The sequence below is a fragment of the Pseudorhodobacter sp. W20_MBD10_FR17 genome (assembly GCF_052119765.1).
GTDB lineage: Bacteria > Pseudomonadota > Alphaproteobacteria > Rhodobacterales > Rhodobacteraceae > Pseudorhodobacter.
This window is the reverse complement of sequence record NZ_JBGQOQ010000004.1, coordinates 97,271-123,105: the sequence shown is the minus strand read 5'-3', so window position 1 is coordinate 123,105 and position 25,835 is coordinate 97,271. Positions and strand designations below refer to the sequence as shown.

Sequence of the window (25,835 nt, the reverse complement as noted above, 5' to 3'; positions counted from 1 at the left end):
CGAACAGAAAGACGAGAAGGAAAAGCACGTGAAGACTGAATTGAGCCCGTCAGGGTCTGATATCGCCGAAGCCGAGGCATTTTTGGCCGCCCACCCCGAGGTTGAGGCGATTGATTTGGTGTTACATGATGCCAATGGTATTGGACGCGGCAAGATCATTCGGCGGCACGAATTACTGGGATTTTACAAATCGGGCAGGCATTTGCCGATCTCAATCATGGGCTTGGATATCTGCGGCGAGGACGTACATGAGACGGGCCTGATCTGGGACCAAGGCGATGGCGATTTGCGCGCTTGGCCTGTGCCAGGCAGCTTGGTGCCTTTGCATGGCACCAAGCCTGCGCGGGCCGAGGTGTTCATGTGCATGTACGACCTGGAAGGCGCACCGATGACATCGGACCCGCGCCATGCCTTGCAACGGCAAGTGGATGCGCTGGCGGATGAGGGGTTGGTACCTGCGGGGGCATTTGAGCTGGAGTTCTTTTTGCTAGCGAATGAGCGGGGGCCGGATGGTCGTGTGCAGCCAGCACGCGATGTGTTGGACGGGCGTGCCAGTTCAAAGACCGAAGTCTATTCGGTTGATCACCTACACGGCATGTTGCCTTTATTTTCAGATATTTACGCCGGGGCCGCCGCGGCAGGGATCAAGGCCGAGACGATGATTTCGGAATATGCGCCGGGGCAATACGAGCTGACGCTGCATTACCGCGAAGACGTTATGCGGGCCGCGGATGACCTGATGCGCCTGAAACGCATCGTGCGGGCGCAGGCGCGTGCCCATGGGGTGACCGCGTGTTTCATGGCCAAACCGGTGCAGCAATACGCAGGCTCTGGCATGCATTTTCATGTGTCGATGCTGGATAAATCGGGCCGCAATGTTTTTGTCGAGGCGGTGGAAGGCAAATGGTCACCGACCATTTTGCACAGCATTGGTGGGTTGCGGGCGACTATGGCGGAATCAATGCTGGTCTTTGCGCCGCATGCCAATTCGTGGCGGCGGTTTGTCGGGCAATCCTATGCGCCGGTCAGCCCGTCTTGGGGGGTGAACAACCGCTCGGTCGCGTTGCGCATTCCGGCGGGCGACATCAAGGCGCGGCGGATCGAGCATCGGCCTGCGGGCGTTGATGCCAACCCTTATTTGGTGGCGGCAACCGTTTTGGCCGGCATTCGCGCGGGCCTTGCGCACCGCGTTGATCCGGGGCCAGAAACCACCGGAAACGGCTATGAAGGCGCCGATGCGGGTGACATGCCCGTAGATTGGCGCGGCGCGATTGAAGCGGCACGCAACTCGGCCTTTTTACGCGATGCTTTGGGCGAGGATATGCACCGCACCTTTGTCGCCATCAAAGCCGCAGAATATGCACGGGTCGCGGCGACGATTTCCGAGGTGGATTTCGACCTGTATCTGCATACGGTCTAGCGCGGCCCGCCAAGAACGTTGCAATGCAGGGAATACATTGGTAAGGAAATATTACCACACAAGGGGAACGACCGCCATGCCCGTGATTACCTGCATTGATGACCTAAAGCGTTTGCACAAAAAGCGTACGCCCAAGATGTTCTATGATTACGCCGAAAGCGGCAGCTATACCGAGCAAACCTTTCGCGACAACACCTCGGACTTTGCGCAGTTGCGACTGCGCCAAAAGGTGGCGGTCGATATGTCGGGGCGCAGTACCGCAAGCACGATGATCGGTGAAGATGTTGCAATGCCGGTGGCGCTTGCGCCCGTGGGCCTGACAGGGATGCAGCACGCCGATGGCGAGATTTTGGCGGCTAAGGCTGCCGAGAAAATGGGCGTGCCCTTTACCCTTTCGACCATGAGCATTTGTTCGATTGAGGATGTGGCCGAGCATACGACCAGGCCGTTCTGGTTTCAGGTTTACACCTTGAAAGATGATGATTTCATGAACCGTTTGTTTGAGCGCGCGCGGGCGGCAAACTGTTCGGCGATCGTGATAACAGTGGATTTGCAGATCATGGGGCAGCGGCACAAAGACTTGAAGAACGGCCTGTCCGCCCCGCCAAAACTGACCCCGCAATCCATTGCCAATATGATGACCAAGGTTCCGTGGGGCCTTGAAATGCTGCAAACCAAGCGGCGGTTTTTCGGCAATATCGTGGGCCATGCCAAGGGGGTTTCTGACCCGTCGAGCCTGTCTTCGTGGACGGCCGAGGCCTTTGACGAGAGCCTCGACTGGAAGCGCATCGCCAAGTTTAAGGAGATGTGGGGCGGCAAGGTTATCCTCAAAGGCGTGATGGATGCAGAAGATGCCCGCAACGCGCTTTCGGTGGGTGCCGATGCCATTGTGGTGTCGAACCACGGCGGGCGGCAGTTGGATGGCGCGCTGTCGTCGATCCGCGCTTTGCCAAGCATTGTTGATGCCGTGGGCGACAAGATTGAGGTCCATATGGACAGCGGCATCCGATCGGGCCAAGACGTGCTGAAGGCATTGTCTTTGGGCGCCAAGGGCACCTATATTGGCCGGGCGTTTGTGAACGGATTGGGCGCGATGGGCGAGGCGGGCGTGACCAAAGCCTTGGACGTGATTCAAAAAGAATTAATCACAACGATGGGCCTTTGCGGTGAACGCAATATTGCCGACCTTGGGCGCCATAACCTGCTGATCCCCAAAGGGTTTGAGGGCGACTGGGCGGAATAATCAGCGCCGCATCAAAGGCGCAAGCGCCACAACAGCCATCAAAGCAACAGCAGCCGCGCCGAACGCGGCCCTCAGCCCAAACCCCGCCGCGATAAACCCAATCAGCGGCGGGCCAAAGAAATAGCCGAAATACCCCAGTAAAGTGGCCCGCGCCACAGCCCGCGCCCGCGCCTCGGGCCGCGCCATTTGGCCGACCAGCGTAAAGGCCGTCGGTGCCACCACAGACGCCCCGATGCCCAGAACGATAAACCCAGCATAGGCCATTGCGGGGCTATTCGCCGCCGCCGCAACCAGCGCCCCGATTGCCGCCACCACCGCGCCGCCTGCCAGCAACCGCTGCGGGCTGATCCGTGCGATCACGCTTTGGCCTGCCAACCGTGCCACCGCCATAGTCAAAGCCATAGCTGCAGGGCCAAGCGCACCCTGTGCAGGGCTGCCCCCCAAAGTCTGTTCAATATGCAGCGCCGACCAGCTTTCCGCCGCATTCTCGGATAGGAACGCAATCATCACAATCGCCCCGCCGATCACCGTGGCCCGCCCCAGTGCCGCCGCGCCCAGCCCCTTGGGCTTGGCCAATCCGTCAATCCTGCCATCTGCTTCCAGCGCAGCCATGCCCAGAACCCCTGCAATCAGGGCCGCCACCAGCATCACCTGCCCCGGCGGCAAACCTTGCCCGCGCAAAGCACCGCTGAGCAGCGCCGACACAGCATAGCCCAGCGAATAGGCCGCATGGCACAGGTTCATCAGCGAATGCCCTCGCAGGTTTTCCATCGCTGCCACCCGCGCATTCATCAGCACATCCAGCGTCCCCGTGGCCGCCCCACACAGCGCCATAGCCACCGCAAAAGCGACCAACATCATGCCGCCAGCCAGCCCCGCCTGCCCCGGCAGAACAAAGGCCACAGCCATCGCCAAACACCCCAGCGGCATCGCAAACCGCCCCAGCATCACCCCCGTCGCAGGGGCCACCAGCATGGCCAGCACAGCCGCAATCGGCGCGCCCAAAATCAACAACCCCAGCCCGGCCTCATCCACGCCAAGCATGGCCTTGATGTCGGGTAACGTCGCCGCATAGCAGCCCCAGACCACGCCCATCGCAGCGAATGCCGCCAACGCAGGCCGCGCCACTGCAAAGGTATTCAGACCAAACATTTCAAATTCCTGCCAACTGGTTTTGTGGTACAGACGATGCAATATAACGGCAAGTCCTGCATTTCCCTGCCGCCCACGTCTTTTTTGCCTTTCCCCGACAGCGATTCCCCGCTATAGCCCAGCGGTCGCGCCGCACACCCTTGGAGGGCGGCGGATTTAACATATGGAGAATTAAAATGGCAAAAGAGATCCCAGATCTTGTAGCCGAGGTTCGCGCGGGGACAGGCAAGGGGGCCGCCCGCCAAGCTCGTCGTGATAACTTGGTACCTGCAGTGGTTTACGGTGGCGGTTCCGACCCTATCGCTTTGACCATGAAGTACAACTACCTGCTGAAGCACCTGAAAGCTGGCCGCTTTTTGTCGACCCTCTTCAACCTGAAGATTGAAGGCGAAAAAGACGTGCGCGTTATCTGCCGCGGCGTTCAGCGCGATGTTGTTAAAGACACGCCACTGCACGTTGACTTTATGCGCCTGCGCGCCAACAGCCGTATTGACCTGTTTATTCACGTTGATTTTATCAACCATGAAAAAGCACCCGGTCTGAAAAAAGGCGGCACGCTGGTTATCGTACGGAACGAAGTTGAACTGAACGTTAACGCAAGCGACATCCCAGATCACATCACTGTTGATCTGACCGGTCTGCAAGTTGGCGACGTTATCCACATCAACGATGTGGCTCTGCCAAAAGGCGCCAAGCCAACGATCGACCGTAACTTTGTTATCGGCAACATCTCGGCCCCATCCAGCCTGCGTTCGTCTGGCGATGACACCGCGGATGAAGCAGAAGAAGAAGCTTCAGAAGAATAATCCAACCTTTCGGGCGGATTTAAAAACGCGGCGGCCCTTGGCTTGCCGCGTTTTTTCATTTTTGATGCAGGCCATTGGGTGCTATTCCAAAGGCGCAATACGAGGGGCGACACGGATGAAGATGTTTGTAGGCTTGGGCAATCCCGGCGCGAAATATGCGGGCAACCGGCATAACATCGGCTTTATGGCGCTAGACCGCATTGCTGCCGATCACGGCTTTAGCCCTTGGAAAAAGGCATTCAAAGGGCTGGTGGCCGAGGGGCGTTTGGGTACTGAGCGCGTGCTGCTGTTGAAACCTGAAACCTTTATGAACCTGTCGGGCGAATCCGTGCAGGCCGCGATGGCCTTTCACAAACTGCCCTTGGCCGATGTCACCGTGCTGCATGACGAGTTGGACCTTGCCCCCGGCAAGCTGCGCCTGAAACAGGGCGGCGGGCATGCGGGCCACAATGGCCTGCGGTCAATCCACGCCCACCTAGGCGAGGCTTATGGTCGCGTGCGTTTGGGCATTGGCCATCCAGGCCATAAAGACGCCGTAGCAGGTTATGTGCTGAATGATTTTGCCAAGGCCGATGCCGAGTGGCTGGACGACCTGCTGCGCGGTATTTCTGATGGCGCGGTCTATTTGGCCGAGGACGATGGCCCCAAGTTTTCCAACGCTGTGGCCCTGCGCGCGGCCCCGCCCCGTCCCTCCACTGGCGCTGGACGCCCCGAGGGCCGCCCGAAACTAAAAGCGACCCCAACACCCAAAGCCCCCGAGCCTGACTCTGAGTTGCCTGACACCCGCAACGCCTTGCAAAAACTGGCTGACAAGTTTCGCTGATGACTGGCGTGCGTGACAGCTTCCTTGCACAAGCACAGTCTTGCGAAACCCTCGGCTCGCCCTTTACCGCCCGCATTTTGCGCCTTTTGGCCGAAGGGCTAACCCATGGCAGCCCCGTGGCCGACCGCATTTTGGGCTGGCAAGGCGATCCATCCCCCCGCGCCGATGCTTTGGGCCTACGCCTTGCGGGCGGCCTGCACGCAATGGCTTTGCACGGCCAACCTATTGCGTTGCAAAGCTTTTACACGAACCCAAGTCGCTATACCGATATTGAAGCCATGGCCGTTTTGCTGGATACGGTCGAATCCGCGCCCGACACTTTGATGCGCTGGCTTGACAGCCCGCCAAAGGCATGAAGTCCGCTGCTCGGCTGCCCTTGGCGTGTGGAAATGTGAAGAGATCGGCCGGTTGCAAGCCACCCTCGGGTTGTTCAAACCCGCGCAGGGCGTGCATAATTTCAGCCACATGGACCAAACCTTTCGCATTCGCGCTATCCCTATCGCCTCGGGACGACCCAAGATGACAAACGCATCTCGAGGTCGCTCGCCCCGCTGGCTTGGTTATCGCCGTAAACGCGGCTTTTGCGAAGCGGGTGCCTATGAGAGCAACATTGCAATGTTTCGCAAAATGACGTCACATTGCCAATAACTGAAAGGGATCAAATGGCACCGAAAAAGGCAGACTCGATCAATGTTCTGGGCGGCGCACTCGAAGGGTGCTCTACCGCCCCGCTGACTGGTTTTTTCCGCAACGGCTGCTGCGATACCGGCCCCGAAGACCACGGCGCACATACCGTCTGCGCGATTATGACTGCCGAATTTCTGGCGTTTTCCAAATACTTAGGCAATGATCTATCCACCCCCCGCCCCGAGTTCGGCTTTGCTGGCCTAAAACCGGGCGACCGCTGGTGCCTGTGTGCCAGCCGCTTTTTGCAGGCATCCGAGGAAGATGCGGCACCGCAGGTCAACCTTGTCGCCACACATATTCGCACGCTCGATATTGTTCCGTTGGATCTGCTGCAACGCCACGCGACATAGCTGCGACAGCGTGGCACTTGCAGCGCCACGCTGCCAAGCGTAGCGATAGCGCATGACCCTTGCACGCTTCCCCATTACCCCCGCCGAAATCGACGATGTCGTCGCAGGCTTTTACGCGGCCGTCCGCAAGCACCCGAAGCTTGGCCCCGTTTTCGCCAGCCATGTCACCGACTGGCCCGCGCATGAAGAAAAAATTGGCCGTTTTTGGCGCAATGCGATTTTGTTTGAACGCAGCTATGACGGAAACCCGATGGCTGTGCATAAAGCAGCGGGCAACGTCCGCCCCGGCATGTTTGACGATTGGCTAGCGATGTTTGACGCCGTGCTGATCCAGCGTTTACCGCCTGAAACCGCATCGCAATGGTCGGCCCTTGCGCATCGCATCGGGCGCGGGCTGCGGATGGGCGTGGTCGAAAACATCACTCGGCCCGGCGAAATTCCAAACCTACGATAGCCCATAAAAACGCCGCCCAAATTGCATTGGGCGGCGTCAATTCACATCCATTCCGCTCAGATCTTCATGTCAAAGCCAAGGTGTTTGGCCACGGTAAAGATATCCTTATCGCCGCGGCCACACATGTTCATCACGATGATATGGTCGGCAGGCAAGGTTGGCGCAATCTTCATCACATGGGCCAGCGCATGGCTAGGCTCTAACGCAGGAATGATGCCTTCCAAAGCACAAGACAGCTGGAACGCTTCCAGCGCCTCTTTGTCGGTGATCGACACATATTGCGCGCGGCCCGTGTCATGTAGCCACGAATGTTCAGGGCCGATACCCGGATAATCGAGGCCCGCCGAGATGGAAAACCCTTCCAAAATCTGGCCGTCGTCATCTTGCAGCAGATAGGTACGGTTGCCGTGCAGCACGCCAGGGCGGCCGCCGGTCAGACTGGCGCAATGCTCCATCCGGTCGTCCACACCTTTGCCGCCAGCCTCAACCCCGATGATATTCACCGACGGATCGTCAAGAAACGGGAAAAACAGCCCCATCGCGTTTGAGCCGCCACCAATCGCCGCAATCAGGGTATCGGGCAAGCGGCCCTCTCCTTCTTGCTCGGGCAGCTGCCAGCGCACTTCTTTGCCGATGATGCTTTGGAAATCGCGTACCATTGCGGGGTAAGGCGCGGGGCCTGCCACCGTGCCGATGCAATAGAATGTATCGCGCACGTTGGTAACCCAGTCGCGCAGCGCATCGTTCATCGCGTCTTTCAGCGTGCCACGACCACTGGTCACAGGCACAACCTCGGCCCCCAAAAGGCGCATCCGAAACACGTTTGGCGCCTGACGTTCAACATCATGCGCGCCCATGTAAACCACGCATTTTAAACCGAATTTCGCACATACTGTGGCGGTCGCAACACCGTGCTGGCCCGCGCCCGTTTCGGCGATAATCCGGGTTTTGCCCATGCGGCGGGCAAGGATAATCTGGCCCAACACGTTGTTAATCTTATGCGCGCCGGTGTGGTTCAGCTCATCGCGCTTCATGTAAATCTTGGCACCGCCCAAGTGTTTGGTCAGGCGGTCGGCATAGTACAAAGGCGAGGGGCGGCCCACGTAATGCTTCCACAAATCATCCATCTCGGCCCAAAAGGTCGGGTCGGTCTTGGCAAATTCGTACCGCTCTTCCAGTTCCAAGATCAGCGGCATCAGCGTTTCCGACACAAAGCGCCCGCCGAAAATGCCGAAACGCCCCTGCTCATCAGGGCCGGTCATGTAGCTGTTGAGTTTATCTTCGGCCATGGTCATTGCCCCCTAGTTGTCTTTGAAAACCGGCGCCACACCATGGGCGCCATGAAAAATCCGATAAATCCGCCAATGGCAAACAGCAAAGCGGCCCCGAACGGGCCACCCATGCCAAAGCCGATCAGCCCAGACGCGCCGCCCGCCAAAACAAGGCCGCAGAGCCGCATGGCAAGGCCGATAATCCGCGACATTTCACGCCTCCTACGGGTTCAACTTGCGTTTAAACCCGATATGCGAGGGGGTAAAGCCTGCGCGTTCGTAAAACCGGTGCGCATCTTCGCGGCTGTTATCGGCGGTCAGTTGCAGCAAGGTGCAGCCTTCGTGTAGCGCGCGCATTTCGGCGTCACGCATCATCGCCTCGCCCACGCCTTCAGAGCGTAGCTTGGCAGAAACCCGCACTGATTCGATCTGTGCACGGCGCGTGGCCCGCAAGGACAGGCCGGTGATAAACGTCAACTGATAGGTCGCGACCACGCGGCCATCAGCGTCGCCCACGATCAGGCTGTTGCCATATTCATAGCTCATCGCGTCAAAGGCCGCCAAATAGGCAGGCATGTCTTCGCTTTCGCGAGCTGCCCCCAGCGAATCCTCGGTCAACAATGCCACTATCGCGGGCACATCTTCGCGTTTCGCTTCGCGCCAACGGATCATTGAGCAGCCTTTACAAAATCAGAAATCAATTTGGCATCCTTAACCCCCGGCGCGGATTCCACGCCCGAGGCCACATCAACCTGCCGTGCCCCGGTTAGGCGTATCGCCTCGGCCACGTTTTGCGGCGTCAAGCCACCGGCGAGCATCCACGGCTTTAGCCACTTGCGCCCCACCAGCAACCGCCAGTCAAAGGTAATCCCGTTACCGCCGGGCAGCTTGGCACCTTTGGGCGGCTTGGCATCGATCATCAACTGATCGGCAACCAAGGAGTATTCAACCAAACTGGCCAAATCGCCCTCATCCGCCACGCCCAAAACCTTCATCACCGGCAGCCCATAGCGCGCCCGCAACTCGGCCACACGCGCGGGGGTTTCGTGCCCGTGCAACTGCAACATATCCAGCGGGACGGCTTCGACAATCTCATCCAGCCAAGCATCATCGGCATCCACGGTCAGGGCCACTTTGGCCAACCCCGGGGGGGCCGCCAACGCCACATCGCGTGCCTGCAAAGGCGCAAGAAACCGTGGCGATTTGGGGAAAAAGTTAAAACCTGCATAGGCGGCGCCCGCGGACACCACCGCATCCACGTCAGCGATACTGCGCATGCCGCAGATTTTTACCCGAATGTCCGACATATTTAACCCGCTTTGGCGGGGCGCTCCAGCAAGGCAAGCACATCATCTTTTGGCTCAGGATTGCTACGGCGCAGGGTCTCCAACTCACGCTCCAGCCGCGTGATTTCACGGGCGCGACTGCTGGATGTCGCGCGGATACGGTGCTCACGGAACCATTCCCACACAAAACCAATCATCAGACCGGCGACGATGCCACCAAAGATCACCAAATACAGCGGGACCTGTAGCGAATAGTTCAGGCTGGCAAAGGCCGCCATATCCGGCGGCAAAGCATTCAGCGTCACTGGCGCACGGTTGGCAATCGCCACCGTAATCAAAACAACCGCCAAAGCAGCGAGCAGCAAATACCGCGTATACCGGATCATCGTAGGTTCACCTTCCGTTTAGTCGATCGCGCAACAGCTTGCCGGTTTTAAAGAAGGGAACCTTCTTATCTTCAACCTGAACCGATTCGCCCGTGCGCGGGTTGCGCCCTGTTCTCGCATCACGCGACTTGACCGAGAACGCGCCAAATCCGCGCAGTTCAACCCGGTCACCACGCGACAAGGACTCAATAATTTCTTCAAACACTGTATTCACAATACGCTCAACATGGCGCTGTGTCAGGTGCGGATTTTCATCTGCAATCTTTTGGATCAGTTCAGAACGGATCATCCGTTATACCCCCCGGTGTGCAAAAGCGATCTTTGTGCCGCAAATTTTTGTTTCTTAACTATAGGGATAAATCATTCCCACACAAACAAGAAAACCAAACAACACCGTACAATCATGCACATAAATAGGGGCCCCACCATGCGGCGGGGCCCCCAAATCACTATTTAGGCAACTGATCTGGATTAGATCAGTTCTTGTCGCCTTTCAGCGCCGCGCCAAGAATGTCGCCCAAGGACGCGCCCGAATCGGACGAACCATACTGTTCTACGGCATCTTTCTCTTCTGCGATCTCACGTGCCTTGATCGACAGACCCATGCGGCGGGTCTTGGAGTCGATGTTGGTCACGCGCACGTCGATCTTGTCGCCAACGCTGAAACGCTCAGGGCGTTGGTCAGCACGGTCACGCGACAGGTCCGAACGACGGATGAAGGACTTCATACCGTTGTAATCGCACTCAACGCCGCCCTCTTCAATCGCGGTCACTTCAACCGTGATGATCGAGCCACGCTTTACGCCGTCAACCGCATCGGTGAAGGTGTCTTCGCCAAGGGCTTTAACCGACAACGAAATACGCTCTTTTTCAACGTCAACTTCGGTAACAGCGGCCTGAACCGTGTCGCCTTTGCGGTAGTTGGCAATCGCGTCTTCGCCGCGCTGGTCCCAAGACAGGTCGGACAGGTGAACCATGCCGTCGATGTCGTTATCAAGGCCAACGAACAGACCGAATTCGGTGATGTTCTTAACTTCGCCTTCGATGTTCGTGCCAACGGGGTGCGTTTCTGCAAACACTTCCCATGGGTTACGCTGGGTCTGCTTAAGGCCAAGGGAAACGCGGCGCTTGGCGCTGTCGATTTCCAGAACCATAACGTCAACTTCCTGGCTGGTCGAAACGATCTTGCCGGGGTGTACGTTTTTCTTGGTCCAAGACATTTCAGACACGTGAACCAGACCTTCAACACCGGCTTCCAGCTCAACAAATGCGCCATAATCGGTGATGTTAGTAACACGGCCTTTGTGCACGGTGCCAAGAGCATACTGCGTTTCAACCGCATCCCATGGATCCGACTGCAACTGCTTCATGCCAAGGCTGATGCGGTGTGTTTCTTTATTGATCTTGATAACCTGAACCTTAACGGTTTCGCCGATTGTCAAAATTTCGGATGGATGGTTCACACGGCGCCATGCCATGTCTGTGACGTGCAGCAAGCCGTCAACGCCGCCCAGATCAACGAACGCGCCGTATTCGGTGATGTTCTTCACAACGCCGTCAACAGTTTGGCCTTCGGTCAGGTTGCCGATAACTTCGGCACGCTGTTCCGCACGCGATTCTTCAAGGATTGCGCGACGGGAAACAACGATGTTGCCACGACGACGGTCCATTTTCAAAATCTGGAACGGCTGCTTCATACCCATCAACGGGCCAGCGTCACGCACAGGGCGCACGTCAACTTGGGAACCTGGAAGGAACGCAACAGCGCCGCCCAGATCAACCGTAAAGCCGCCTTTAACGCGGCCAAAGATCGCGCCATCAACGCGGGTCTCGTCGGCGTATGCACGCTCCAGACGGTCCCAAGCTTCTTCGCGTTTCGCTTTATCGCGCGAAATCTGTGCTTCGCCGCGCGAGTTTTCTACGCGGTCGAGGAACACTTCAACTTCGTCGCCAACATTGATTTCGGCAACGCCGCCAATGTCTGCAAATTCTTTAAGATCAACGCGGCCTTCCATTTTGTAGCCGACGTCGATGATGGCTTGGCCCGCTTCGATTGCGATAACCTTACCTTTGACAACAGACCCTTCTTGAGGGGTGTCAATTTCCAAGCTCTCAGCCAAGAGTGCTTCGAATTCTTCCATAGAGTTCATAGTAGCCATTAAAATCAGTTTCCTTTTTTTCGTTTTCACTGGCCTTGCGGTTGTCTCCGCCGGTCTTGGGATGGGGCCTTTTCAGAAAACCAAACGCGCGCCGAAATGCGGCACGCGATAGAATCCCCCTTAGGGCTGCGCGGGCTATAGCCCGAATAGCCCTTGCTGGCAAGCAAAAGGGGGCAGCGGTTTCCCCTGCCCCCCTTTAAATACTGTGATGCGCTTACTTAACCAGCGTTACGAACTTATCCATTGGGCGACGCACTTTTTTCGCACCCTTCAGCCAATCACCTTCTTCAGCGCGGTAGCCCAACGGCAAAATCGCCACCGTTTTCAAGCCGCGTTTGCGCAGGCCCAAAATTTCGTCGAACTTTTCAGGGTCAAACCCTTCCATCGGGGTTGCGTCGACTTCTTCAAAGGCTGCCGCGGTCAGTGCAAGGCCAAGCCCAATATAGGCCTGACGTGCAGCATGTTCGAAATTGGTCTTCTCGTCGCGCGGCAAATACATGCCTTTGAGCCGGTCAAAATAACCCGTCAGCGTGTCCGACTTCATGCCGCGCACGGCTTCGGTCAACTCCAACACGCCGTCGATTCGCGCTTCGGTATAATTATCCCAAGCCGCGAAAACCAGCAAAGCTGTGCCTTCGGTGATCTGGCTTTGGCCGAAACCCGCCTCTTGCAGCTTCGCGCGCACCTCGGGGTTTGTTACCACGATCACTTCGAACGGCTGCAAGCCACTGGATGTCGGCGCAAGGCGCACAGCCTCTAGAATCCGGTCAATTTTATCCTGCGGAACCTTTTTCGACGGGTCCATCTTTTTCGTTGCATAGCGCCAATTCAGTTTCTCGTTCAACATATCTGTATTCCTGTTTTCGCCAAAGACTTGGCCGTGTTACCCCTAACAGATAGGCCTGCCCCCGCCCCGCGCCAATGCACCAAAACGCATGGGCCCTGTGCAAAAATCGCGCAAGTCGGCGTTACTTCAATGCCGCCTCAACCGCGCCGACAATCTGCGACGACATCGGTTTTGGCCCCGATGGCCAAGTGCCCAAGATCGCACCATCACGGCCAATCAAAACTTTATTGAAATTCCATCCCGGCACAAACCCCGCCTCATCGCGCAGCCAAGCATAAACCGGATGGGCCTGCGGCCCCTTTACATGCGTGATATCGGTCATCGGCAAGGTGATGTTATAGTTGATTGCGCAAAATTCCTTCACCTCGGCAGCCGAGGAAAGCTCTTGCTGAAAATCATCCGAAGGCACAGCCAAAACCACCAATCCTTGGTCGCGGTAGGTGTCATAAAGCGCCTGCAACCCCTCATATTGCGGAGTATAGCCGCACATCGACGCGGTATTGACCAGCAAAACCGGCTTGCCGGCAAAATCAGCCAGCGACACCGTCCCGCCATCAATCGAGGCAAACGGCGCAGCAGGCGGCATCGCGGCCACGGCAGACGCAAACAAAACATTCACAGCAAAACTGGCCAAGGCTTTCATACCATACTCCTCTGGTTACAAAGGGATATACGCAGACAACACCACATTGGTTTCAAAATAGTTTACAGCCGCGCCGAAACCGTCGCCACGGCAAAGGCCACAGCGTCCTCAATCGACATATCGGACGTATCCACCATAACCGCATCCGCAGCAGGCCGCATCGGCGCATCGGCACGGTTCATATCGCGGTCGTCGCGCTCGCGTACCTGCGCAAGGACCACCTCAAAGGCCTCTTCAGCCGCCTCGCCCCCCAGCTCCAGCCACCGCCTGCGCGCCCGAATTTCGGCGCTGGCGGTCACAAACAGCTTTACCTCGGCCTGCGGACATATCACCGTGCCGATATCGCGCCCGTCCAGCACAGCCCCGCCCTTGCGCCGCGCAAAACTGCGCTGAAATTCGGTCAGCGCTGCACGCACATCAGGCAAAACCGCCACTTGGCTCGCCGCTTGTCCGGCCTCCAAACTGCGCAAATCATCACGTGACAAATCTGCCGAGGTCAGCCCCTGCGCCGCCAAAACAGGATCGCCGCCCTTCATCCCGACCGCACGATACAGCAGCCCTGTGTCCAAATGCTCAAACCCGAACCGTGCCGCCACAGCCCGACTGATCGTGCCTTTGCCGGCCGCTGCTGGGCCATCAATCGCTACGGTAAACTTCATGTTTGGCCCTCACTTTGGCCGTAGGAAAACCGCCGCCCAATTTCATCTTGGTCAAAAATACCTGCGCCGCAGGCCCCTGCCTTAAACACCCAATGCCGCCTCAATCGCTTGCCACAACGGCTCCACCGGCTCCACCCCAACCGACAGCCGGATAAACCCTTCGGCCACAGGGTCACCCCATCGCGCCCGCCGCTCACCCGCTGTATGGGTGCCGCCAAAACTCGTCGTCTGGGTGATGAACGGACAGGCCGTCAGAAACGCCTCAGCCGCCTCGGCACTCGCCAGTTCAAACCCGATCAGAAAGCCAAACCCCGCCATTTGACGGCAAGCAATCGCATAGGATGGGTCACTCGGCAGCCCCGGAAACCGCAGATTTGTCACACGCGGATGCGCGGCCAAGCGCTCGGCAATCACCTGTGCCGATGCACACATCCGCTCTAACCGCACTTCCAGCGTCTCAATCCCGCGATGCAGCAACCACGCCTCGAACGCACCGGGCACAGCCCCCGACAGCTTGCGCCATTGGCGCACCCGCACCTCCAGTTCCGCATCGCGCGTAGCGACATGGCCAAACAGAATATCCGAATGCCCGCCAGGCGCCTTGGTATCGGCGGCCACCACCATATCGGCGCCAAGGTCCAACGGGCGTTGCAGCAAAGGCGTCATCGTGGTGTTATCCACAATCAACAAACCACCAGCCGCCCTCACCCGCCCCGCAATCAGCGCAATATCGCAGCACTCAAGGCCCGGGTTCGACGGCGTTTCCAAAAACACCACCGCCCCGCCCGACACGTCAACCGTTTCCATATCGGCGGTCGCAACCTCGATCACCTCAACGCCGTAAGCCGCCAGATATTCGGATGAAAACACCCGCGTCACATAGTACCCATCCGACGGAATAATCAGCTTTTTGCGGTCTGTCAGCATGGCCATCAACGCTGCCGAGATCGCCGCCATCCCAGACGGAAAGGCCACACAGGGCGCGTCTTCCAGTATTCCCAGCTGCGCCTCTACCGCGTCCCATGTGGGCATCGACATGCGGCCATAAACATGGCTCGCGCCTTCAACCTCGGGCAAATGATAGGTCGTGGCCGACACAATCGGCGGGGCCACGGCTTCGCCCTTGGCCAGCAGCCCCGCGCGATGGTGTAACAACTTGGCGAACTGCGCCTTACCCTGATTATCCACAAGTCACCCCTTGGTCAAAACCGCCCCAAGCCCTGTCATCAACCCTTCAAACAATGGGAAAGACGTGGCAATCGGGCTGGCATCATCAATCGTGATCGGTGCTTTGCTGGCCATCCCTGCCACCATAAACGACATCGCAATGCGGTGGTCGATATGGGTCGCACAGGTCGCCCCACCTGGCACACCACCCGCCCCCATCCCGTGCACGATCAGGGTATCTTCGTCTTCTTCCACCGTCACGCCGCAAGCCTCAAGCCCACGCGCCATCGCATCAATCCGGTCAGATTCCTTGACCCGCAGCTCTTTGATACCCCGCATCACAGTTTTGCCGGTGGCATTCGCCGCCACAACCGCCAAAACGGGGTATTCATCAATCATCGACGGCGCACGCTCAGGTGGCACTTCGATGCCTTTCAAGGCAGAAAACTTCACCCGCAGATCGGCTACAGGCTCGCCGCCTTCCTCACGCGGATTCTCGAACGTGATATCCGCGCCCATTTCCACCAAGGTGATGTAAATCCCGTTGCGCGTCAGGTTTTGGGAAACGCCGGGCACGAAAATATCCGACCCCTCGACGATCAACGCCGCACAAACCGGAAACGCCGCCGAGGATGGATCACGCGGCACAGCAACCACTTGTGGCCGCAACTCGGGCTGGCCGGTCAGGGTAATCACATTGCCCTCTGCCGTCTTTTCCACCGTCAACTGGGCGCCAAAGCCCACAAGCATCCGCTCGGTATGGTCGCGCGTCGCCTCCGGCTCTACCACCACTGTCTGGCCCGGCACATTCAACCCCGCCAACAGCACGGCTGATTTCACCTGCGCTGACGCCACAGGCAAAGTATAGCGTACCGGCACAGGGTTCACTGCTCCCACCACAGCCATAGGCAAACGCCCGCCTTTGCGGCCATAAGCTTGGGTGCCAAACAGCGCCAACGGGTCCGTCACCCGCCCCATCGGCCGCTTGCGCAAAGACGCGTCGCCGGTAAAGGTTGCCGTCATCGCAGTCGTCGCCATGCAGCCCATAATCAGCCGCACGCCCGTGCCCGAATTCCCGCAATCAATCACGTTTTCAGGTTCCCGAAACCCACCCACGCCCACGCCATGCACCGACCAGGCACCTGGGCCATGCTGAACCACTTCGGCACCAAAGGCCCGCATCGCCGCTGCCGTATCCAGCACGTCTTGGCCCTCTAACAGGCCGGTGATCTTGGTTTCCCCCACCGCCATCGCGCCAAATATCAGCGCACGGTGGCTGATCGATTTATCCCCCGGAACCTCGGCACGGCCACTCAAGGCCCCCGATTTGGTTGCGGTCATCACTTGGGCTGCGCCGTGGCCAGACATATCACTCTCCTGCAAACTTAGCCGTTTGATAACCCAAGCAATCGGGGGCGTCCATAACGCTTGCATCGCCCAGCATCAGCACTAGCTATGTCACATGGCAAAAAATCAGTATCATTCCGGCCCCGTCAGCGACCATTTTGATGGCACCCGCTTTTTCAACCCGCAAGGGGCTGCACCGCGCGGCCTGCGTGACCTGCTGAAATGGCAATTCAACGGCCAGTGTAAAGCTTGGCCAAAGTCTGTGGCAACCGATGCCGTCAAACCCGCCGCCCACGTGGCCGATATGACCATCACAATGGTCGGCCACGCAACGATGTTAATTCAAACCGCGGGCATCAACATCCTGACCGATCCGGTCTGGTCCACCCGCGCCAGCCCGCTGGCCTTTGCTGGCCCAAAGCGTGTAGCCCAACCCGGCATCGCCTTCGACGACCTGCCCAAAATTGACGCGGTCTTGCTCAGCCATAACCACTATGACCACCTCGACATCGCTACCCTGCACAGGCTGCACCAAAGCCATGCGCCGGAAATCATCACACCTTTGGGCAATGACGCGATCATCCACGCCGCAATCCCGCAGGCCAAAATCACCACACGTGATTGGGGCCAAACCAGCCAGCACGGCCCGCTGACGATTCACTTTGAGCCCTGCCATCACTGGTCGGCGCGCGGTATGCGCGATCGCTCTATGGCGCTGTGGTCGGCTTTTGTGATCCAAGGCCCTAGCGGCAAAATCCTGCATATCGGCGATACCGGCTTTGACAATGGCCGCCCCTACGCCAACCTCGCCGCCCAACATGGGCCGTTGCGCGCCGCGATTCTGCCCATCGGCGCGTATGAGCCGCGCTGGTTCATGCGTGACCAGCACCAAAATCCCGACGAGGCCGCCCGTGGTTTTCTGCTCTCCGGCGCCAAACACGCCATCGGTCACCATTGGGGTACGTTCCAACTGACGGATGAGGCCCACCAAGCCCCGCTCGACGCCCTGAAAACCGCCCTCAAAACCCACAACATCCCCGAAAGCCAGTTCCGCGCCCTGCCCCCCGGCACAGCATGGGCTATCCCAGCCTGACCTCGGGTTTCATCTTGGCCTAAATACCTAAAAACCCGCCACAAACACCGTCACGGCAAAATTTCGACCGCCGTCCCAATCGGCACAAAATCCCAAATCTCGCGCATCTCGGCATCGGTTAGCGCCATGCACCCCGCCGTCCAATCGCCGGCCACAACGGCCCCATCGGGCCAAGCATTCGGCTGCCCGTGAAAGAAAATATCACCGCCCGGCGAATAGCCGCCCTTGGCCGCGCGCGCCAGATCTTGCGCGCGCGGGTAGTTGATGCCCAAAGACAGATGATAGGCGCTTTCCGCATTGCGCCGATCAATCTTGAAAAGCCCTTCTGGCGTGCGCCCATCACCCTGCCGATCTTTAGCTCCCAAAGGCGCAAAGCCAAGCGCGATGCGGTATTCGCGCACAACAGAACTGTCTTGAAACAGCATCATCCGCCGCGCGGATTTTTGCACGACGATCCGGTCGATCGCACCCGTCAAAGGCGGCAACACCGTAACAACGGGCGGGGGCCGCATCACGATCACCAAGGCCACGGCAGCGCAAACCACCATCAGCACCAGCGCCGAAAAGGCCCCTGCCAGCCGCCTCATTGCAGATCGGAAAACGCCGCCTTCAACCGTGCGACTGCCTCGACCACCCGCGCGCGCGGCGTGGCGATGTTAAACCGCATCCAGTTTTCACCGCCTTTACCAAAGCTCGGCCCGTGATTCGCCGCAATCTTTGCGCCCTTTTCCACACGCGCGGTAAATTCATCGCGGCTCATCCCTGTGCCCGAAAAATCCACCCACGCCAAATAGGTCGCCTCCAACGGCATCGACTTCAACCCCGGAATCGCGACGATACCTTCGTCGAAAATCCGCTTATTCTCGGCCAAATACGCCATCAGCGCGTCCAGCCATTCCGCCCCTTCGGGCGAGTACGCCGCGGTCGCCATGAACAAACCGAACGAGTTCGGCGAAATCCCCAGCCCGTTCATCACCGCCGCAAACTTGGCACGCAGCGCGGTATCAGGGATGATCACATTGCCAATATGACTGCCCGCGATATTAAAAGTTTTGGTCGTCGCGGTCATCATCACCAATCGGTCGGCAATCTCGGGCGCGGCCAGCGGCATCACGGTGTGCTTGCCACCCGGATAAACCAAATCATGGTGGATCTCATCCGACACCACTATCAAGTCATGCCGCTTGGCAAATTCCGCCACACCGCGCAACTCTTCAACCGACCACACCTGCCCGCCCGGGTTATGCGGCGAGCACAAGATCAACATCCGCTCGGTTCCCGTCATCTGGGCATCCCAAGCGTCAAAATCCATCACATGGCGACCACCGACCACGGGCAACTGGCATTCCACAACGCGACGCCCTGCCGCCGCAATCACCCGCGCAAAGGCATGATAGACTGGCGTCATCAGCACCACACCATCGCCCGGCGCGGTAAACGCCTGCACGCAGAGCCCCGTACCATTCACCAATCCATGCGTGGTGAAAATCGCGCCCGCATCAACATCCCAGCCGTGGCGGTTCTTCATCCACCACTGGATAGCACCCAAATAGGCCGAATCATCGCCGAAATAGCCGTAGATGCCATGCGCCGTCATATCGTCCAACGCCCTTTGCACACAGGCCGGCGGTCGAAAATCCATATCGGCAACCCACATCGAAATCCCTTCGTCGGGCGATACGCCATACAGCTTTTCCATCGCGTCCCATTTCACCGAATGGGTACCGACGCGGTTGATCTCTTCATCAAAATTCATAGCCATTCCCTGCACTGTTTCGTCCACACTAACCAAGCCGCACCGCCCCTTCCAGCCTTGCAATGTGCCCCACACAATCTCTCAGCCCCGAATTTGCATCAAAAATTCAGATTTTTCGCAGGAAAATCGCAAGCCGTAAAAATCCCACTCGGATCGGCTGCGCTTAGGATTGCGCGACCTCGCCCAATCCCTTACATAAATGCCCATGATACGCCCCATCCTGATCCACCCCGACCCACGCCTCAAGAAAAACTGCGCCCCCGTGGACGCGGTCACAACCGAGGTTGGCCAACTGGCCGAGGACATGCTCGCCACCATGTATGACGCGCCCGGCATCGGCCTCGCGGCCCCACAGGTTGGCGCAATGACCCGTCTTTTGGTGATGGATTGCGTCAAAGACCCCGAAAAATCCGCGCGCCCGATGGTCCTGATCAACCCCACCGTCACGTGGTCGTCCGAGGATACCTCGGTCTATGACGAAGGATGCCTTTCCATTCCTGACCAATACGCCGAGGTCACACGCCCGGCGATCGTGCGGGTTGAATGGCTCGGCCTTGATGGCAAGACGGTCGAAGAAGAATTCCAAGGTCTCTGGGCCACCTGCGTCCAACATGAAATTGACCACCTCAACGGCAAGCTGTTCATTGATTACCTCGGGCCTCTGAAACGCCAGATGATCACCCGCAAAATGCAAAAGCTGAAACGCGAATTGGCGCGGAACGCCTGATGGCACTGCTGCCAATCCTGCTGCTGCCCGATGATCGCCTTCGGGCGGTCTGCGCGCCTGTCACACTGTTTGACGCCACGCTAAAACAGCTGGCAGATGACATGCTGGAAACCATGTATGCCGCCCCCGGTCGTGGCCTTGCAGGCCCACAGGTCGGCGCAATGCTGCGCATTTTCGTGATGGATGTGGGCTGGAAAGAGGGGCGCCCCAGCCCGCTGATCTGTATCAACCCCGAAATCAAAGATACCTTAGGCACCGTCATCAATGATGAAGGCTGCCTGTCGATCCCAAACAACCCCGTCCGCATTTCCCGCCCTGCACTGGTGCGCATGGCATGGCAAGACCTTGCCGGCCGCCATTGCGAAGGGTTCTTTGACGGTTTTGCCGCCACCTGCGCCCAACACGAACGCGACCACCTCGATGGCATTTTGTGCATCGACTACCCCAACCTGCCCCAGCCCGAGGATTCAGAATGACCGTCCGCCGCTGCATCCCATGGCCCGACAAACGCCTGCAAACCGTCGCCGCCCCCGTGACCGAGATCACCACTGAGATCCGCGAGATCTGGCAAGATATGGTCGACACGATGGAAGCAATGCCCGGCTACGGCCTCGGCGCGCCACAAATTGGCGTGTTGCTGCGCCTTGCCGTGGTTGATTGCTCAAACGAGCGCGGCAAAGCAATCCTTATGGCCAATCCCGAAATCCTCCACGCCTCGGCGCAACCCCGCGACCATGATGAGGCCAGCCCGAACCTGCCCGGCGTCCACGCCAACATCACCCGCCCCCGTGCAGTGACCGTGCGTTACATGAACGCCAACGGCGAAATGGAAGACCGCGATTTTGTCCACCTCTGGGCCACCAGCGTTCAACACCAAATCGACCACCTGAATGGCAAGATGTATTTCGACAATCTCAGCAAAACCAAGCGTGCTATGCTGCTCAAAAAGGCGCAAAAATTGCGCAACTAACCTGAACCCAAAAGGAAAACCCCAATGCGCGTTATCTTCATGGGAACCCCCGATTTCTCTGTCCCCGTGCTTGATGCGCTGGCGCAGCACCACGAGATTGTGGCCGTCTACTCCCAACCGCCCCGCCCCGCCGGTCGCGGCAAAAAGGACCGCCCTTCGCCCGTACAAACCCGCGCCGAGGCCCTCGGCTTGCCCGTCCGCCACCCGACCTCGCTGCGCAACGAACAGGCTGCCGCCGAATTTGCGGCCTTGAATGCCGATATCGCTGTCGTTGTCGCCTACGGACTGATTTTGCCGCAAAATATCCTTGATGCCCCGCAGCATGGTTGCCTGAACATTCACGCCTCGCTACTGCCCCGTTGGCGCGGCGCCGCCCCCATTCACCGCGCTATCCTTGCGGGTGATGCGGAAACCGGCGTTTGCATCATGCAGATGGAGGCAGGCCTTGATACTGGCCCCGTTTTACTGCGGTCTGAAACCCAGATCGGCCCGCAAGAAACGACCCAAGACCTGCATGACCGCATGTCTGCGATGGGCGCAGATCTGATTGTGCAAGCTCTGGAGCAGATGGAAGCCCAGATCCCCCTTACCCCGAAGCCGCAACCTGAAGAAGGCGTCACCTATGCCGCCAAAATCGATAAATCCGAAGCGCGGATCGACTGGTCCCAACCCGCGGAACAGGTTGACCGCCAAATCCGCGGCCTCTCACCCTTTCCCGGTGCGTGGTGCGACATCGACGGTGAACGTGTCAAACTCTTGCGCTCACGCATGGCCACAGGCAGCGGTGCGGCGGGCCAAGTTCTGACCGGCTTTACCATCGCCTGCGGCACGGGCCCAAATTCAGGAGCCGTCGAAATCCTCCTCGCCCAGCGCGAGGGCAAACGCCCTGCCGAAGCCGCCGATATTCTGCGCGGTTTCACCTTGCCCGCAAAACTCTCCTGACACGATCTGTCAGTATGCCTGCGCCATATTCAGGGCAAAGGAGGACCGCATGCAAACCAATTGGCTGGACGACCCCGCCCCTAAACCCAAAAGCTTCTGGATCGGTGTCGCCTCGGCCGATCATGTTGCCACCGGCCGCGCACAAGGGTTCATGCAGGTCTGTCATGGCAAAGGCGGCCCGCTGCGGCGGATCAACGGCGGCGATGGCGTGATCTATTATTCGCCCGCGCAAACCATGGGCGGCAAAGACGGGCTGCAAAGCTTTACCGCGCTTGGCACTACTGAACAGCGCCCGCCCTATCAGCACGATATGGGGAATGGTTTTATCCCGTTTCGCCGCGACGTTAACTGGCAGCCCACGCAGATTGCCCCCATTCGCCCGCTGCTCGACCACCTGACCCTGACCAAGGGTAATCGTAACTGGAGCTATGTCTTTCGCTTTGGCCTTGTGCAAATTACCCCATTGGATTTCGCGACAATCCGCGCCGCCATGACAAATCCCGTCAGCTTCGCCGCGCCAATTGACGCATCAATCCCAGCGCCCTAAGTTTGGGATATTGAAACCAAACCAAAGGTAAAACGATGAAATCTTTTCTGCTGACAGCCGCCCTTATTACTGCCATCGCGGCCCCCTCTCTTGCACAAGACGCGGGTCCAAGCACCGCCGTTCTGGATCAAATCGTCATGAGCGAAAAGCTGATCGCCGCAGGCACAGCCCGCAATGATGCCGTGCTTATTTTGGCCGGCATCAAGCTGCGCAGCGGTTTAGGCGATGACATGGGCACCCTGCCCGCCGAGACCGTCAGCAAAGAGGCCGCCTTTGCCGCAGCCCGCACCGCCGCAACCGGCGATGAAGCGCTGTTGGGGATGATCGACGATGTCGAAGCCGAAGGCTCGCGCCGGATGCCAATTTGCTCGACCAACACCTATGGCAGCAATTACTGCTATTAATCTCCGACTGGCGGGGCCAAACTGGCCTCGCCACCATATAGGAGCCGCCACATGCCCATGATCTTGCTAATTGTCATAATCGGTGCCGCCGCTGGCTTTCTTGCAACCCGCTTCATGCAGGTAAAGGCCGACGTGCCAACCACTATCGCAATCGGGGTCATAGGCTCGGTTATCGGCTGGGTTATCCTGCGCGTCCTGGTTGCGGTGACTGGTGCCGCCGCGATGTTTGTTGGTGCCGTTTTGGGGGCCGTTTTCCTGCTCTGGCTTTGGCAGCAGTATAAAGCAAAATAGCTCTACTGCCTGCCCAAATATCCGACAGGCGCGTTTTCATCCCGGCAAAAATCCAGCGCCGCCTTATCCGCAACAGCCGTTGAGCGTTTGAATTCACAAATCAGCTCACCATTCTCGACCGTTGACGCAACAATCAGGCTTTGGAAAACATGCTTGGCACCGTCATAGACATCCACCAACCCGCGCAGCTTAGGCACAAAGTCGGCATCAAGCGCGATACCCCCCTCCCACATCCGCAGAATCGGAAAAACAGCCCCCCCAACCTGCACCCGCAGTCGGGATTTGCGCGTGGCTTCACGCTTTTTCGCGGCTTTTAAGCCGTCACGAACCTCATCCGGCAAAAATTCCAACATAATCCGCTCCTCCTCATCCATCAGTCTGCGGCAAAATCAGTTAAAATCAAGACAACAGTGTGACAGATTTTCAATCGCGCCCAAGCGTAACACAAAAGCCTCGTTGCCCTCGGTCGCAAAATCAGGTTTCTGGTTGGCAAAACCAAAGGGACAGCATGGCCAACACACCCCAACAAAAAGCAGATCATGGCGGCGGTATTGATGCCGCCGTGGCGCAGTTTGGCGGTACCCGCGCGGGCTGGGTTGATCTTTCAACCGGCATCAACCCCAGGCCTTACCCGCTGGGCACGCTTGGCCCCGATCTGTGGAACGCCCTTCCCGATGAAGGCGCGTTCGCCCGGCTGGAACAGGCCGCGCGCAGCTTTTGGAACGTGCCCCAAGCGGCCGCTATTCTGCCCGCACCCGGTGCCAGCGCGTTGATCGCCCGCATGCCCAGCATCGCGCCCGCAGGCCCCGTTCATATCCCTGCGCCGACCTATAACGAACACGCCCGCGCCTTTGCCGCCCAAGGCTGGACACTTGAACCCCAAGCCCAAACCCGTGTGCTTGTACATCCCAACAATCCAGATGGGCGGCTTTGGCAGGCCAGTGAGTTTGCGCCCCTGACGATCATTGACGAAAGCTTTTGTGACGTCACCCCAGACGCCACGCTGATCGCGCACGCCACCCGCCCCAACACGATTATCCTTAAAAGTTTCGGTAAATTTTGGGGCCTCGCTGGCCTGCGCCTTGGCTTTGCCATTGGCGACCCCGTCTTGATCGCCAAACTGGCGCAAAGCATCGGCCCTTGGGCCATCTCTGGCCCCGCACTCGAAATCGGCACCCGCGCGCTGCACGATCATGCTTGGGCCAAAGCCTCCCGCGCCCGCCTGAGTGATGACGCCAAACGCTTGGATGACCTGATGGGCCTGCCTGTGGTTGGCGGCACCTCGCTGTTCCGACTGTATGACACGACAGATGCCACCGCTTTGCAAACCCATCTTGCCCGCGCCCATATCTGGACACGCGTTTTCCCGTATTCCAGCCGCTGGCTGCGCCTCGGCCTGCCCGGCACGCCCGACCATTGGGCACGTCTGCAAACCGCGATGGACCAACGATGAGCGCGGCGCTTCTCCTCCCGGCCCTGCTGCTGGATGCCGCCTTAGGCGAGCCGAAATGGCTGTGGGATAAATACCCCCACCCCGCCGTGCTGATGGGCCGCGCTGTCGGCTTGGCCGACAGGTGGCTAAACAAGGGGGAAAACCGCCGCCAAAAGGGCGTCGCGGCCATGGTTATCCTTGGCTTATGCGCATGGACGCTCGGCGCGCTGATCGCTGTGGTGCCCGATTTCGGCCTACTGGAAATCATCTGCGCCGCCATGCTACTGGCGCAAAAATCGCTGGTTGACCATGTGCGCGCGGTGGCTGATGCCCTGCGCCAATCACTGCCCGCAGGCCGCCGCGCCGTGGCGATGATCGTGGGTCGCGACACCAAAAACCTTGACGCCCCCGCCATTTCCCGCGCGGCAATTGAAAGTGCTGCCGAGAACCTTTCCGATGGCGTGATCGCCCCCGCATTCTGGTTTCTTATCCTCGGCTTGCCGGGTCTGATGCTCTATAAAATCACCAACACCGCCGATAGCATGATCGGCCACCGCACCCCGAAATACGAACAGTTCGGCTGGGCTGCCGCGCGATTTGATGACCTGCTGAACTGGGTGCCCTCCCGCATCACCGCCGCGCTGATCGCGATCAGCCATTTGAATTTCGACCCCGCGCCTATCTTGCGCGATGCCCCACTGCACCGCTCGCCCAACGCAGGTTGGCCCGAGGCGGCGATGGCCGTGGTGCTGAACACCTCGCTTTCCGGCCCGCGCAGCTATGATGGCAAAATGCAAGATTTCCCCTGGGTCTGGCCCGAAGGGGGCCGCACCCCCACCCCCGACACCATCGACGCCGCCTGTAGCGCGCTTTGGCGGGCATGGGGGTTGATGCTGTTGGCGGTGGCCGTATTGGCGAGTATTTGACAGACGTCCGCATCTCTGATCTGCAATGTGTAACACACGGAGGCACT

33 protein-coding genes are annotated in these 25,835 nt (G+C 58.7%); 17 read left to right on the top strand and 16 right to left on the bottom strand.

Annotation, left to right across the window (positions count from 1 at the left end):
- Positions 1-28: 28 nt before the first annotated feature.
- Together ACEN2J_RS04260 and ACEN2J_RS04255 are read left to right on the top strand one after the other, a co-directional pair.
- Positions 29-1,420 (top strand): glutamine synthetase family protein, encoded by a 1,392-nt coding sequence (locus tag ACEN2J_RS04260; protein ID WP_442103563.1) that lies wholly within the window; start codon positions 29-31, stop codon positions 1,418-1,420.
- A 76-nt stretch (positions 1,421-1,496) separates the two neighbouring features.
- Positions 1,497-2,663 (top strand): alpha-hydroxy acid oxidase, encoded by a 1,167-nt coding sequence (locus ACEN2J_RS04255; protein ID WP_442103561.1) that lies wholly within the window; start codon positions 1,497-1,499, stop codon positions 2,661-2,663.
- Here ACEN2J_RS04255 and ACEN2J_RS04250 read toward each other — a convergent pair whose 3' ends face one another.
- Complete coding sequence (locus ACEN2J_RS04250) at positions 2,664-3,815, bottom strand: MFS transporter (protein ID WP_442103559.1); 1,152 nt, start codon at positions 3,813-3,815, stop codon at positions 2,664-2,666.
- A gap of 176 nt (positions 3,816-3,991) precedes the next feature.
- Here ACEN2J_RS04250 and ACEN2J_RS04245 point away from each other — a divergent pair, with 176 nt between their 5' ends.
- The 5 genes from ACEN2J_RS04245 to ACEN2J_RS04225 all read left to right on the top strand — a co-directional run bounded on the left by ACEN2J_RS04245 (position 3,992) and on the right by ACEN2J_RS04225 (position 6,935).
- On the top strand, positions 3,992-4,621 hold the full coding sequence (locus ACEN2J_RS04245) for a 50S ribosomal protein L25/general stress protein Ctc (protein WP_442103675.1): 630 nt from the start codon (positions 3,992-3,994) through the stop codon (positions 4,619-4,621).
- Between the two features lie 115 nt (positions 4,622-4,736).
- A complete protein-coding gene (pth, locus tag ACEN2J_RS04240) occupies positions 4,737-5,444 on the top strand; it encodes an aminoacyl-tRNA hydrolase (RefSeq protein WP_442103558.1) in 708 nt (235 codons plus the stop codon).
- The gene (locus tag ACEN2J_RS04235) at positions 5,444-5,800 is read left to right on the top strand and encodes a DUF2332 family protein (RefSeq protein WP_442103556.1); all 357 of its coding nucleotides are present in this window, start codon (positions 5,444-5,446) and stop codon (positions 5,798-5,800) included. Before pth ends, ACEN2J_RS04235 begins: the two co-directional genes overlap by 1 nt.
- A gap of 306 nt (positions 5,801-6,106) precedes the next feature.
- Positions 6,107-6,481 carry a DUF2237 family protein gene (locus tag ACEN2J_RS04230; protein ID WP_442103555.1) on the top strand — a complete coding sequence of 125 codons (375 nt, stop codon included), beginning with the start codon at positions 6,107-6,109 and terminating at the stop codon, positions 6,479-6,481.
- Between the two features lie 52 nt (positions 6,482-6,533).
- Positions 6,534-6,935: a group III truncated hemoglobin gene (locus tag ACEN2J_RS04225; RefSeq protein WP_442103554.1), complete on the top strand. Its 402-nt coding sequence runs from the start codon at positions 6,534-6,536 to the stop codon at positions 6,933-6,935.
- 56 nt (positions 6,936-6,991) lie between these two features.
- Here the strand turns inward: ACEN2J_RS04225 and trpB are convergent, their stop codons facing one another.
- The 12 genes from trpB to aroA form a co-directional block, all read right to left on the bottom strand.
- Positions 6,992-8,224, bottom strand: coding sequence for a tryptophan synthase subunit beta (trpB, locus tag ACEN2J_RS04220; RefSeq protein ID WP_442103552.1), 1,233 nt, complete (start codon positions 8,222-8,224; stop codon positions 6,992-6,994).
- Between the two features lie 2 nt (positions 8,225-8,226).
- A complete protein-coding gene (locus ACEN2J_RS04215) occupies positions 8,227-8,418 on the bottom strand; it encodes a hypothetical protein (protein WP_442103551.1) in 192 nt (63 codons plus the stop codon).
- 10 nt (positions 8,419-8,428) lie between these two features.
- Positions 8,429-8,878: a GNAT family N-acetyltransferase gene (locus ACEN2J_RS04210; RefSeq protein WP_442103550.1), complete on the bottom strand. Its 450-nt coding sequence runs from the start codon at positions 8,876-8,878 to the stop codon at positions 8,429-8,431.
- A complete protein-coding gene (locus tag ACEN2J_RS04205) occupies positions 8,875-9,513 on the bottom strand; it encodes a phosphoribosylanthranilate isomerase (protein ID WP_442103549.1) in 639 nt (212 codons plus the stop codon). Before ACEN2J_RS04205 ends, ACEN2J_RS04210 begins: the two co-directional genes overlap by 4 nt.
- A gap of 2 nt (positions 9,514-9,515) precedes the next feature.
- Positions 9,516-9,878, bottom strand: a complete 363-nt coding sequence (locus ACEN2J_RS04200) for a lipopolysaccharide assembly protein LapA domain-containing protein (protein WP_442103548.1) — start codon at positions 9,876-9,878, stop codon at positions 9,516-9,518.
- Between the two features lie 7 nt (positions 9,879-9,885).
- The gene (gene ihfB / locus ACEN2J_RS04195) at positions 9,886-10,167 is read right to left on the bottom strand and encodes an integration host factor subunit beta (protein WP_442103546.1); all 282 of its coding nucleotides are present in this window, start codon (positions 10,165-10,167) and stop codon (positions 9,886-9,888) included.
- A 187-nt stretch (positions 10,168-10,354) separates the two neighbouring features.
- Positions 10,355-12,037: a 30S ribosomal protein S1 gene (gene rpsA / locus ACEN2J_RS04190; protein ID WP_442103544.1), complete on the bottom strand. Its 1,683-nt coding sequence runs from the start codon at positions 12,035-12,037 to the stop codon at positions 10,355-10,357.
- A gap of 214 nt (positions 12,038-12,251) precedes the next feature.
- Positions 12,252-12,884 (bottom strand): NAD(P)H-dependent oxidoreductase, encoded by a 633-nt coding sequence (locus tag ACEN2J_RS04185; protein ID WP_442103543.1) that lies wholly within the window; start codon positions 12,882-12,884, stop codon positions 12,252-12,254.
- Between the two features lie 121 nt (positions 12,885-13,005).
- On the bottom strand, positions 13,006-13,527 hold the full coding sequence (locus tag ACEN2J_RS04180; protein ID WP_442103541.1) for a glutathione peroxidase: 522 nt from the start codon (positions 13,525-13,527) through the stop codon (positions 13,006-13,008).
- Positions 13,528-13,589: 62 nt separating this feature from the next.
- A complete protein-coding gene (locus ACEN2J_RS04175; RefSeq protein ID WP_442103539.1) occupies positions 13,590-14,186 on the bottom strand; it encodes a (d)CMP kinase in 597 nt (198 codons plus the stop codon).
- Positions 14,187-14,267: 81 nt separating this feature from the next.
- A complete protein-coding gene (locus ACEN2J_RS04170) occupies positions 14,268-15,374 on the bottom strand; it encodes a cystathionine gamma-lyase (RefSeq protein WP_442103538.1) in 1,107 nt (368 codons plus the stop codon).
- Between the two features lie 3 nt (positions 15,375-15,377).
- On the bottom strand, positions 15,378-16,721 hold the full coding sequence (gene aroA, locus ACEN2J_RS04165) for a 3-phosphoshikimate 1-carboxyvinyltransferase (protein ID WP_442103536.1): 1,344 nt from the start codon (positions 16,719-16,721) through the stop codon (positions 15,378-15,380).
- A 94-nt stretch (positions 16,722-16,815) separates the two neighbouring features.
- Between aroA and ACEN2J_RS04160 the strand changes: the two genes are divergently transcribed.
- The gene (locus tag ACEN2J_RS04160; protein WP_442103534.1) at positions 16,816-17,793 is read left to right on the top strand and encodes an MBL fold metallo-hydrolase; all 978 of its coding nucleotides are present in this window, start codon (positions 16,816-16,818) and stop codon (positions 17,791-17,793) included.
- A 50-nt stretch (positions 17,794-17,843) separates the two neighbouring features.
- Here ACEN2J_RS04160 and ACEN2J_RS04155 read toward each other — a convergent pair whose 3' ends face one another.
- Positions 17,844-18,380, bottom strand: coding sequence for a L,D-transpeptidase family protein (locus ACEN2J_RS04155; RefSeq protein WP_442103532.1), 537 nt, complete (start codon positions 18,378-18,380; stop codon positions 17,844-17,846).
- On the bottom strand, positions 18,377-19,549 hold the full coding sequence (locus tag ACEN2J_RS04150; RefSeq protein ID WP_442103530.1) for a MalY/PatB family protein: 1,173 nt from the start codon (positions 19,547-19,549) through the stop codon (positions 18,377-18,379). The genes ACEN2J_RS04155 and ACEN2J_RS04150 overlap by 4 nt, the downstream gene beginning before the upstream one ends.
- Positions 19,550-19,754: 205 nt before the next feature.
- Between ACEN2J_RS04150 and def (ACEN2J_RS04145) the strand changes: the two genes are divergently transcribed.
- The 7 genes from def (ACEN2J_RS04145) to ACEN2J_RS04115 are packed head-to-tail and all read left to right on the top strand — an operon-like array spanning position 19,755 to position 23,430.
- Positions 19,755-20,276, top strand: a complete 522-nt coding sequence (gene def / locus ACEN2J_RS04145; RefSeq protein ID WP_442103529.1) for a peptide deformylase — start codon at positions 19,755-19,757, stop codon at positions 20,274-20,276.
- Entirely contained in the window at positions 20,276-20,752 is a 477-nt protein-coding gene (def, locus tag ACEN2J_RS04140; protein WP_442103528.1) for a peptide deformylase, read from the top strand. Before def (ACEN2J_RS04145) ends, def (ACEN2J_RS04140) begins: the two co-directional genes overlap by 1 nt.
- Positions 20,749-21,246, top strand: a complete 498-nt coding sequence (gene def, locus ACEN2J_RS04135) for a peptide deformylase (protein ID WP_442103527.1) — start codon at positions 20,749-20,751, stop codon at positions 21,244-21,246. Before def (ACEN2J_RS04140) ends, def (ACEN2J_RS04135) begins: the two co-directional genes overlap by 4 nt.
- Positions 21,247-21,270: 24 nt before the next feature.
- Positions 21,271-22,188, top strand: coding sequence for a methionyl-tRNA formyltransferase (gene fmt, locus ACEN2J_RS04130; protein ID WP_442103525.1), 918 nt, complete (start codon positions 21,271-21,273; stop codon positions 22,186-22,188).
- Between the two features lie 49 nt (positions 22,189-22,237).
- Positions 22,238-22,735: an EVE domain-containing protein gene (locus ACEN2J_RS04125; protein ID WP_442103524.1), complete on the top strand. Its 498-nt coding sequence runs from the start codon at positions 22,238-22,240 to the stop codon at positions 22,733-22,735.
- 35 nt (positions 22,736-22,770) lie between these two features.
- Positions 22,771-23,139, top strand: a complete 369-nt coding sequence (locus tag ACEN2J_RS04120; RefSeq protein ID WP_442103523.1) for a hypothetical protein — start codon at positions 22,771-22,773, stop codon at positions 23,137-23,139.
- 51 nt (positions 23,140-23,190) lie between these two features.
- Entirely contained in the window at positions 23,191-23,430 is a 240-nt protein-coding gene (locus tag ACEN2J_RS04115; protein ID WP_442103522.1) for a GlsB/YeaQ/YmgE family stress response membrane protein, read from the top strand.
- A 2-nt stretch (positions 23,431-23,432) separates the two neighbouring features.
- Here the strand turns inward: ACEN2J_RS04115 and ACEN2J_RS04110 are convergent, their stop codons facing one another.
- Positions 23,433-23,783 (bottom strand): hypothetical protein, encoded by a 351-nt coding sequence (locus tag ACEN2J_RS04110; RefSeq protein WP_442103520.1) that lies wholly within the window; start codon positions 23,781-23,783, stop codon positions 23,433-23,435.
- Between the two features lie 155 nt (positions 23,784-23,938).
- Between ACEN2J_RS04110 and ACEN2J_RS04105 the strand changes: the two genes are divergently transcribed.
- Both ACEN2J_RS04105 and cbiB read left to right on the top strand, forming a co-directional pair.
- Positions 23,939-24,883 carry a threonine-phosphate decarboxylase gene (locus ACEN2J_RS04105; RefSeq protein WP_442103519.1) on the top strand — a complete coding sequence of 315 codons (945 nt, stop codon included), beginning with the start codon at positions 23,939-23,941 and terminating at the stop codon, positions 24,881-24,883.
- Positions 24,880-25,788, top strand: a complete 909-nt coding sequence (gene cbiB, locus ACEN2J_RS04100) for an adenosylcobinamide-phosphate synthase CbiB (RefSeq protein ID WP_442103518.1) — start codon at positions 24,880-24,882, stop codon at positions 25,786-25,788. Before ACEN2J_RS04105 ends, cbiB begins: the two co-directional genes overlap by 4 nt.
- Positions 25,789-25,835: the final 47 nt, after the last annotated feature.

What these genes read in the sequence shown, in the direction of transcription:
- pth (WP_442103558.1), top strand. Translation starts at nt 4,737, where the DNA reads ATGAAGATGTTTGTAGGCTTGGGCAATCCCGGCGCGAAATATGCGGGC.
- def (WP_442103528.1), top strand. Translation starts at nt 20,276, where the DNA reads ATGGCACTGCTGCCAATCCTGCTGCTGCCCGATGATCGCCTTCGGGCG.
- ihfB (WP_442103546.1), bottom strand. Translation starts at nt 10,167, where the DNA reads ATGATCCGTTCTGAACTGATCCAAAAGATTGCAGATGAAAATCCGCAC.
- ACEN2J_RS04230 (WP_442103555.1), top strand. Translation starts at nt 6,107, where the DNA reads ATGGCACCGAAAAAGGCAGACTCGATCAATGTTCTGGGCGGCGCACTC.
- ACEN2J_RS04235 (WP_442103556.1), top strand. Translation starts at nt 5,444, where the DNA reads ATGACTGGCGTGCGTGACAGCTTCCTTGCACAAGCACAGTCTTGCGAA.
- ACEN2J_RS04120 (WP_442103523.1), top strand. Translation starts at nt 22,771, where the DNA reads ATGAAATCTTTTCTGCTGACAGCCGCCCTTATTACTGCCATCGCGGCC.
- ACEN2J_RS04255 (WP_442103561.1), top strand. Translation starts at nt 1,497, where the DNA reads ATGCCCGTGATTACCTGCATTGATGACCTAAAGCGTTTGCACAAAAAG.
- ACEN2J_RS04150 (WP_442103530.1), bottom strand. Translation starts at nt 19,549, where the DNA reads ATGAATTTTGATGAAGAGATCAACCGCGTCGGTACCCATTCGGTGAAA.
- ACEN2J_RS04160 (WP_442103534.1), top strand. Translation starts at nt 16,816, where the DNA reads ATGGCAAAAAATCAGTATCATTCCGGCCCCGTCAGCGACCATTTTGAT.
- ACEN2J_RS04250 (WP_442103559.1), bottom strand. Translation starts at nt 3,815, where the DNA reads ATGTTTGGTCTGAATACCTTTGCAGTGGCGCGGCCTGCGTTGGCGGCA.
- ACEN2J_RS04105 (WP_442103519.1), top strand. Translation starts at nt 23,939, where the DNA reads ATGGCCAACACACCCCAACAAAAAGCAGATCATGGCGGCGGTATTGAT.
- ACEN2J_RS04210 (WP_442103550.1), bottom strand. Translation starts at nt 8,878, where the DNA reads ATGATCCGTTGGCGCGAAGCGAAACGCGAAGATGTGCCCGCGATAGTG.
- ACEN2J_RS04125 (WP_442103524.1), top strand. Translation starts at nt 22,238, where the DNA reads ATGCAAACCAATTGGCTGGACGACCCCGCCCCTAAACCCAAAAGCTTC.
- ACEN2J_RS04200 (WP_442103548.1), bottom strand. Translation starts at nt 9,878, where the DNA reads ATGATCCGGTATACGCGGTATTTGCTGCTCGCTGCTTTGGCGGTTGTT.
- ACEN2J_RS04245 (WP_442103675.1), top strand. Translation starts at nt 3,992, where the DNA reads ATGGCAAAAGAGATCCCAGATCTTGTAGCCGAGGTTCGCGCGGGGACA.
- ACEN2J_RS04155 (WP_442103532.1), bottom strand. Translation starts at nt 18,380, where the DNA reads ATGAGGCGGCTGGCAGGGGCCTTTTCGGCGCTGGTGCTGATGGTGGTT.
- aroA (WP_442103536.1), bottom strand. Translation starts at nt 16,721, where the DNA reads ATGTCTGGCCACGGCGCAGCCCAAGTGATGACCGCAACCAAATCGGGG.
- def (WP_442103527.1), top strand. Translation starts at nt 20,749, where the DNA reads ATGACCGTCCGCCGCTGCATCCCATGGCCCGACAAACGCCTGCAAACC.
- ACEN2J_RS04225 (WP_442103554.1), top strand. Translation starts at nt 6,534, where the DNA reads ATGACCCTTGCACGCTTCCCCATTACCCCCGCCGAAATCGACGATGTC.
- ACEN2J_RS04215 (WP_442103551.1), bottom strand. Translation starts at nt 8,418, where the DNA reads ATGTCGCGGATTATCGGCCTTGCCATGCGGCTCTGCGGCCTTGTTTTG.
- ACEN2J_RS04175 (WP_442103539.1), bottom strand. Translation starts at nt 14,186, where the DNA reads ATGAAGTTTACCGTAGCGATTGATGGCCCAGCAGCGGCCGGCAAAGGC.
- fmt (WP_442103525.1), top strand. Translation starts at nt 21,271, where the DNA reads ATGCGCGTTATCTTCATGGGAACCCCCGATTTCTCTGTCCCCGTGCTT.
- ACEN2J_RS04205 (WP_442103549.1), bottom strand. Translation starts at nt 9,513, where the DNA reads ATGTCGGACATTCGGGTAAAAATCTGCGGCATGCGCAGTATCGCTGAC.
- rpsA (WP_442103544.1), bottom strand. Translation starts at nt 12,037, where the DNA reads ATGGCTACTATGAACTCTATGGAAGAATTCGAAGCACTCTTGGCTGAG.
- ACEN2J_RS04185 (WP_442103543.1), bottom strand. Translation starts at nt 12,884, where the DNA reads ATGTTGAACGAGAAACTGAATTGGCGCTATGCAACGAAAAAGATGGAC.
- cbiB (WP_442103518.1), top strand. Translation starts at nt 24,880, where the DNA reads ATGAGCGCGGCGCTTCTCCTCCCGGCCCTGCTGCTGGATGCCGCCTTA.
- ACEN2J_RS04180 (WP_442103541.1), bottom strand. Translation starts at nt 13,527, where the DNA reads ATGAAAGCCTTGGCCAGTTTTGCTGTGAATGTTTTGTTTGCGTCTGCC.
- ACEN2J_RS04115 (WP_442103522.1), top strand. Translation starts at nt 23,191, where the DNA reads ATGCCCATGATCTTGCTAATTGTCATAATCGGTGCCGCCGCTGGCTTT.
- trpB (WP_442103552.1), bottom strand. Translation starts at nt 8,224, where the DNA reads ATGGCCGAAGATAAACTCAACAGCTACATGACCGGCCCTGATGAGCAG.
- def (WP_442103529.1), top strand. Translation starts at nt 19,755, where the DNA reads ATGATACGCCCCATCCTGATCCACCCCGACCCACGCCTCAAGAAAAAC.
- ACEN2J_RS04110 (WP_442103520.1), bottom strand. Translation starts at nt 23,783, where the DNA reads ATGTTGGAATTTTTGCCGGATGAGGTTCGTGACGGCTTAAAAGCCGCG.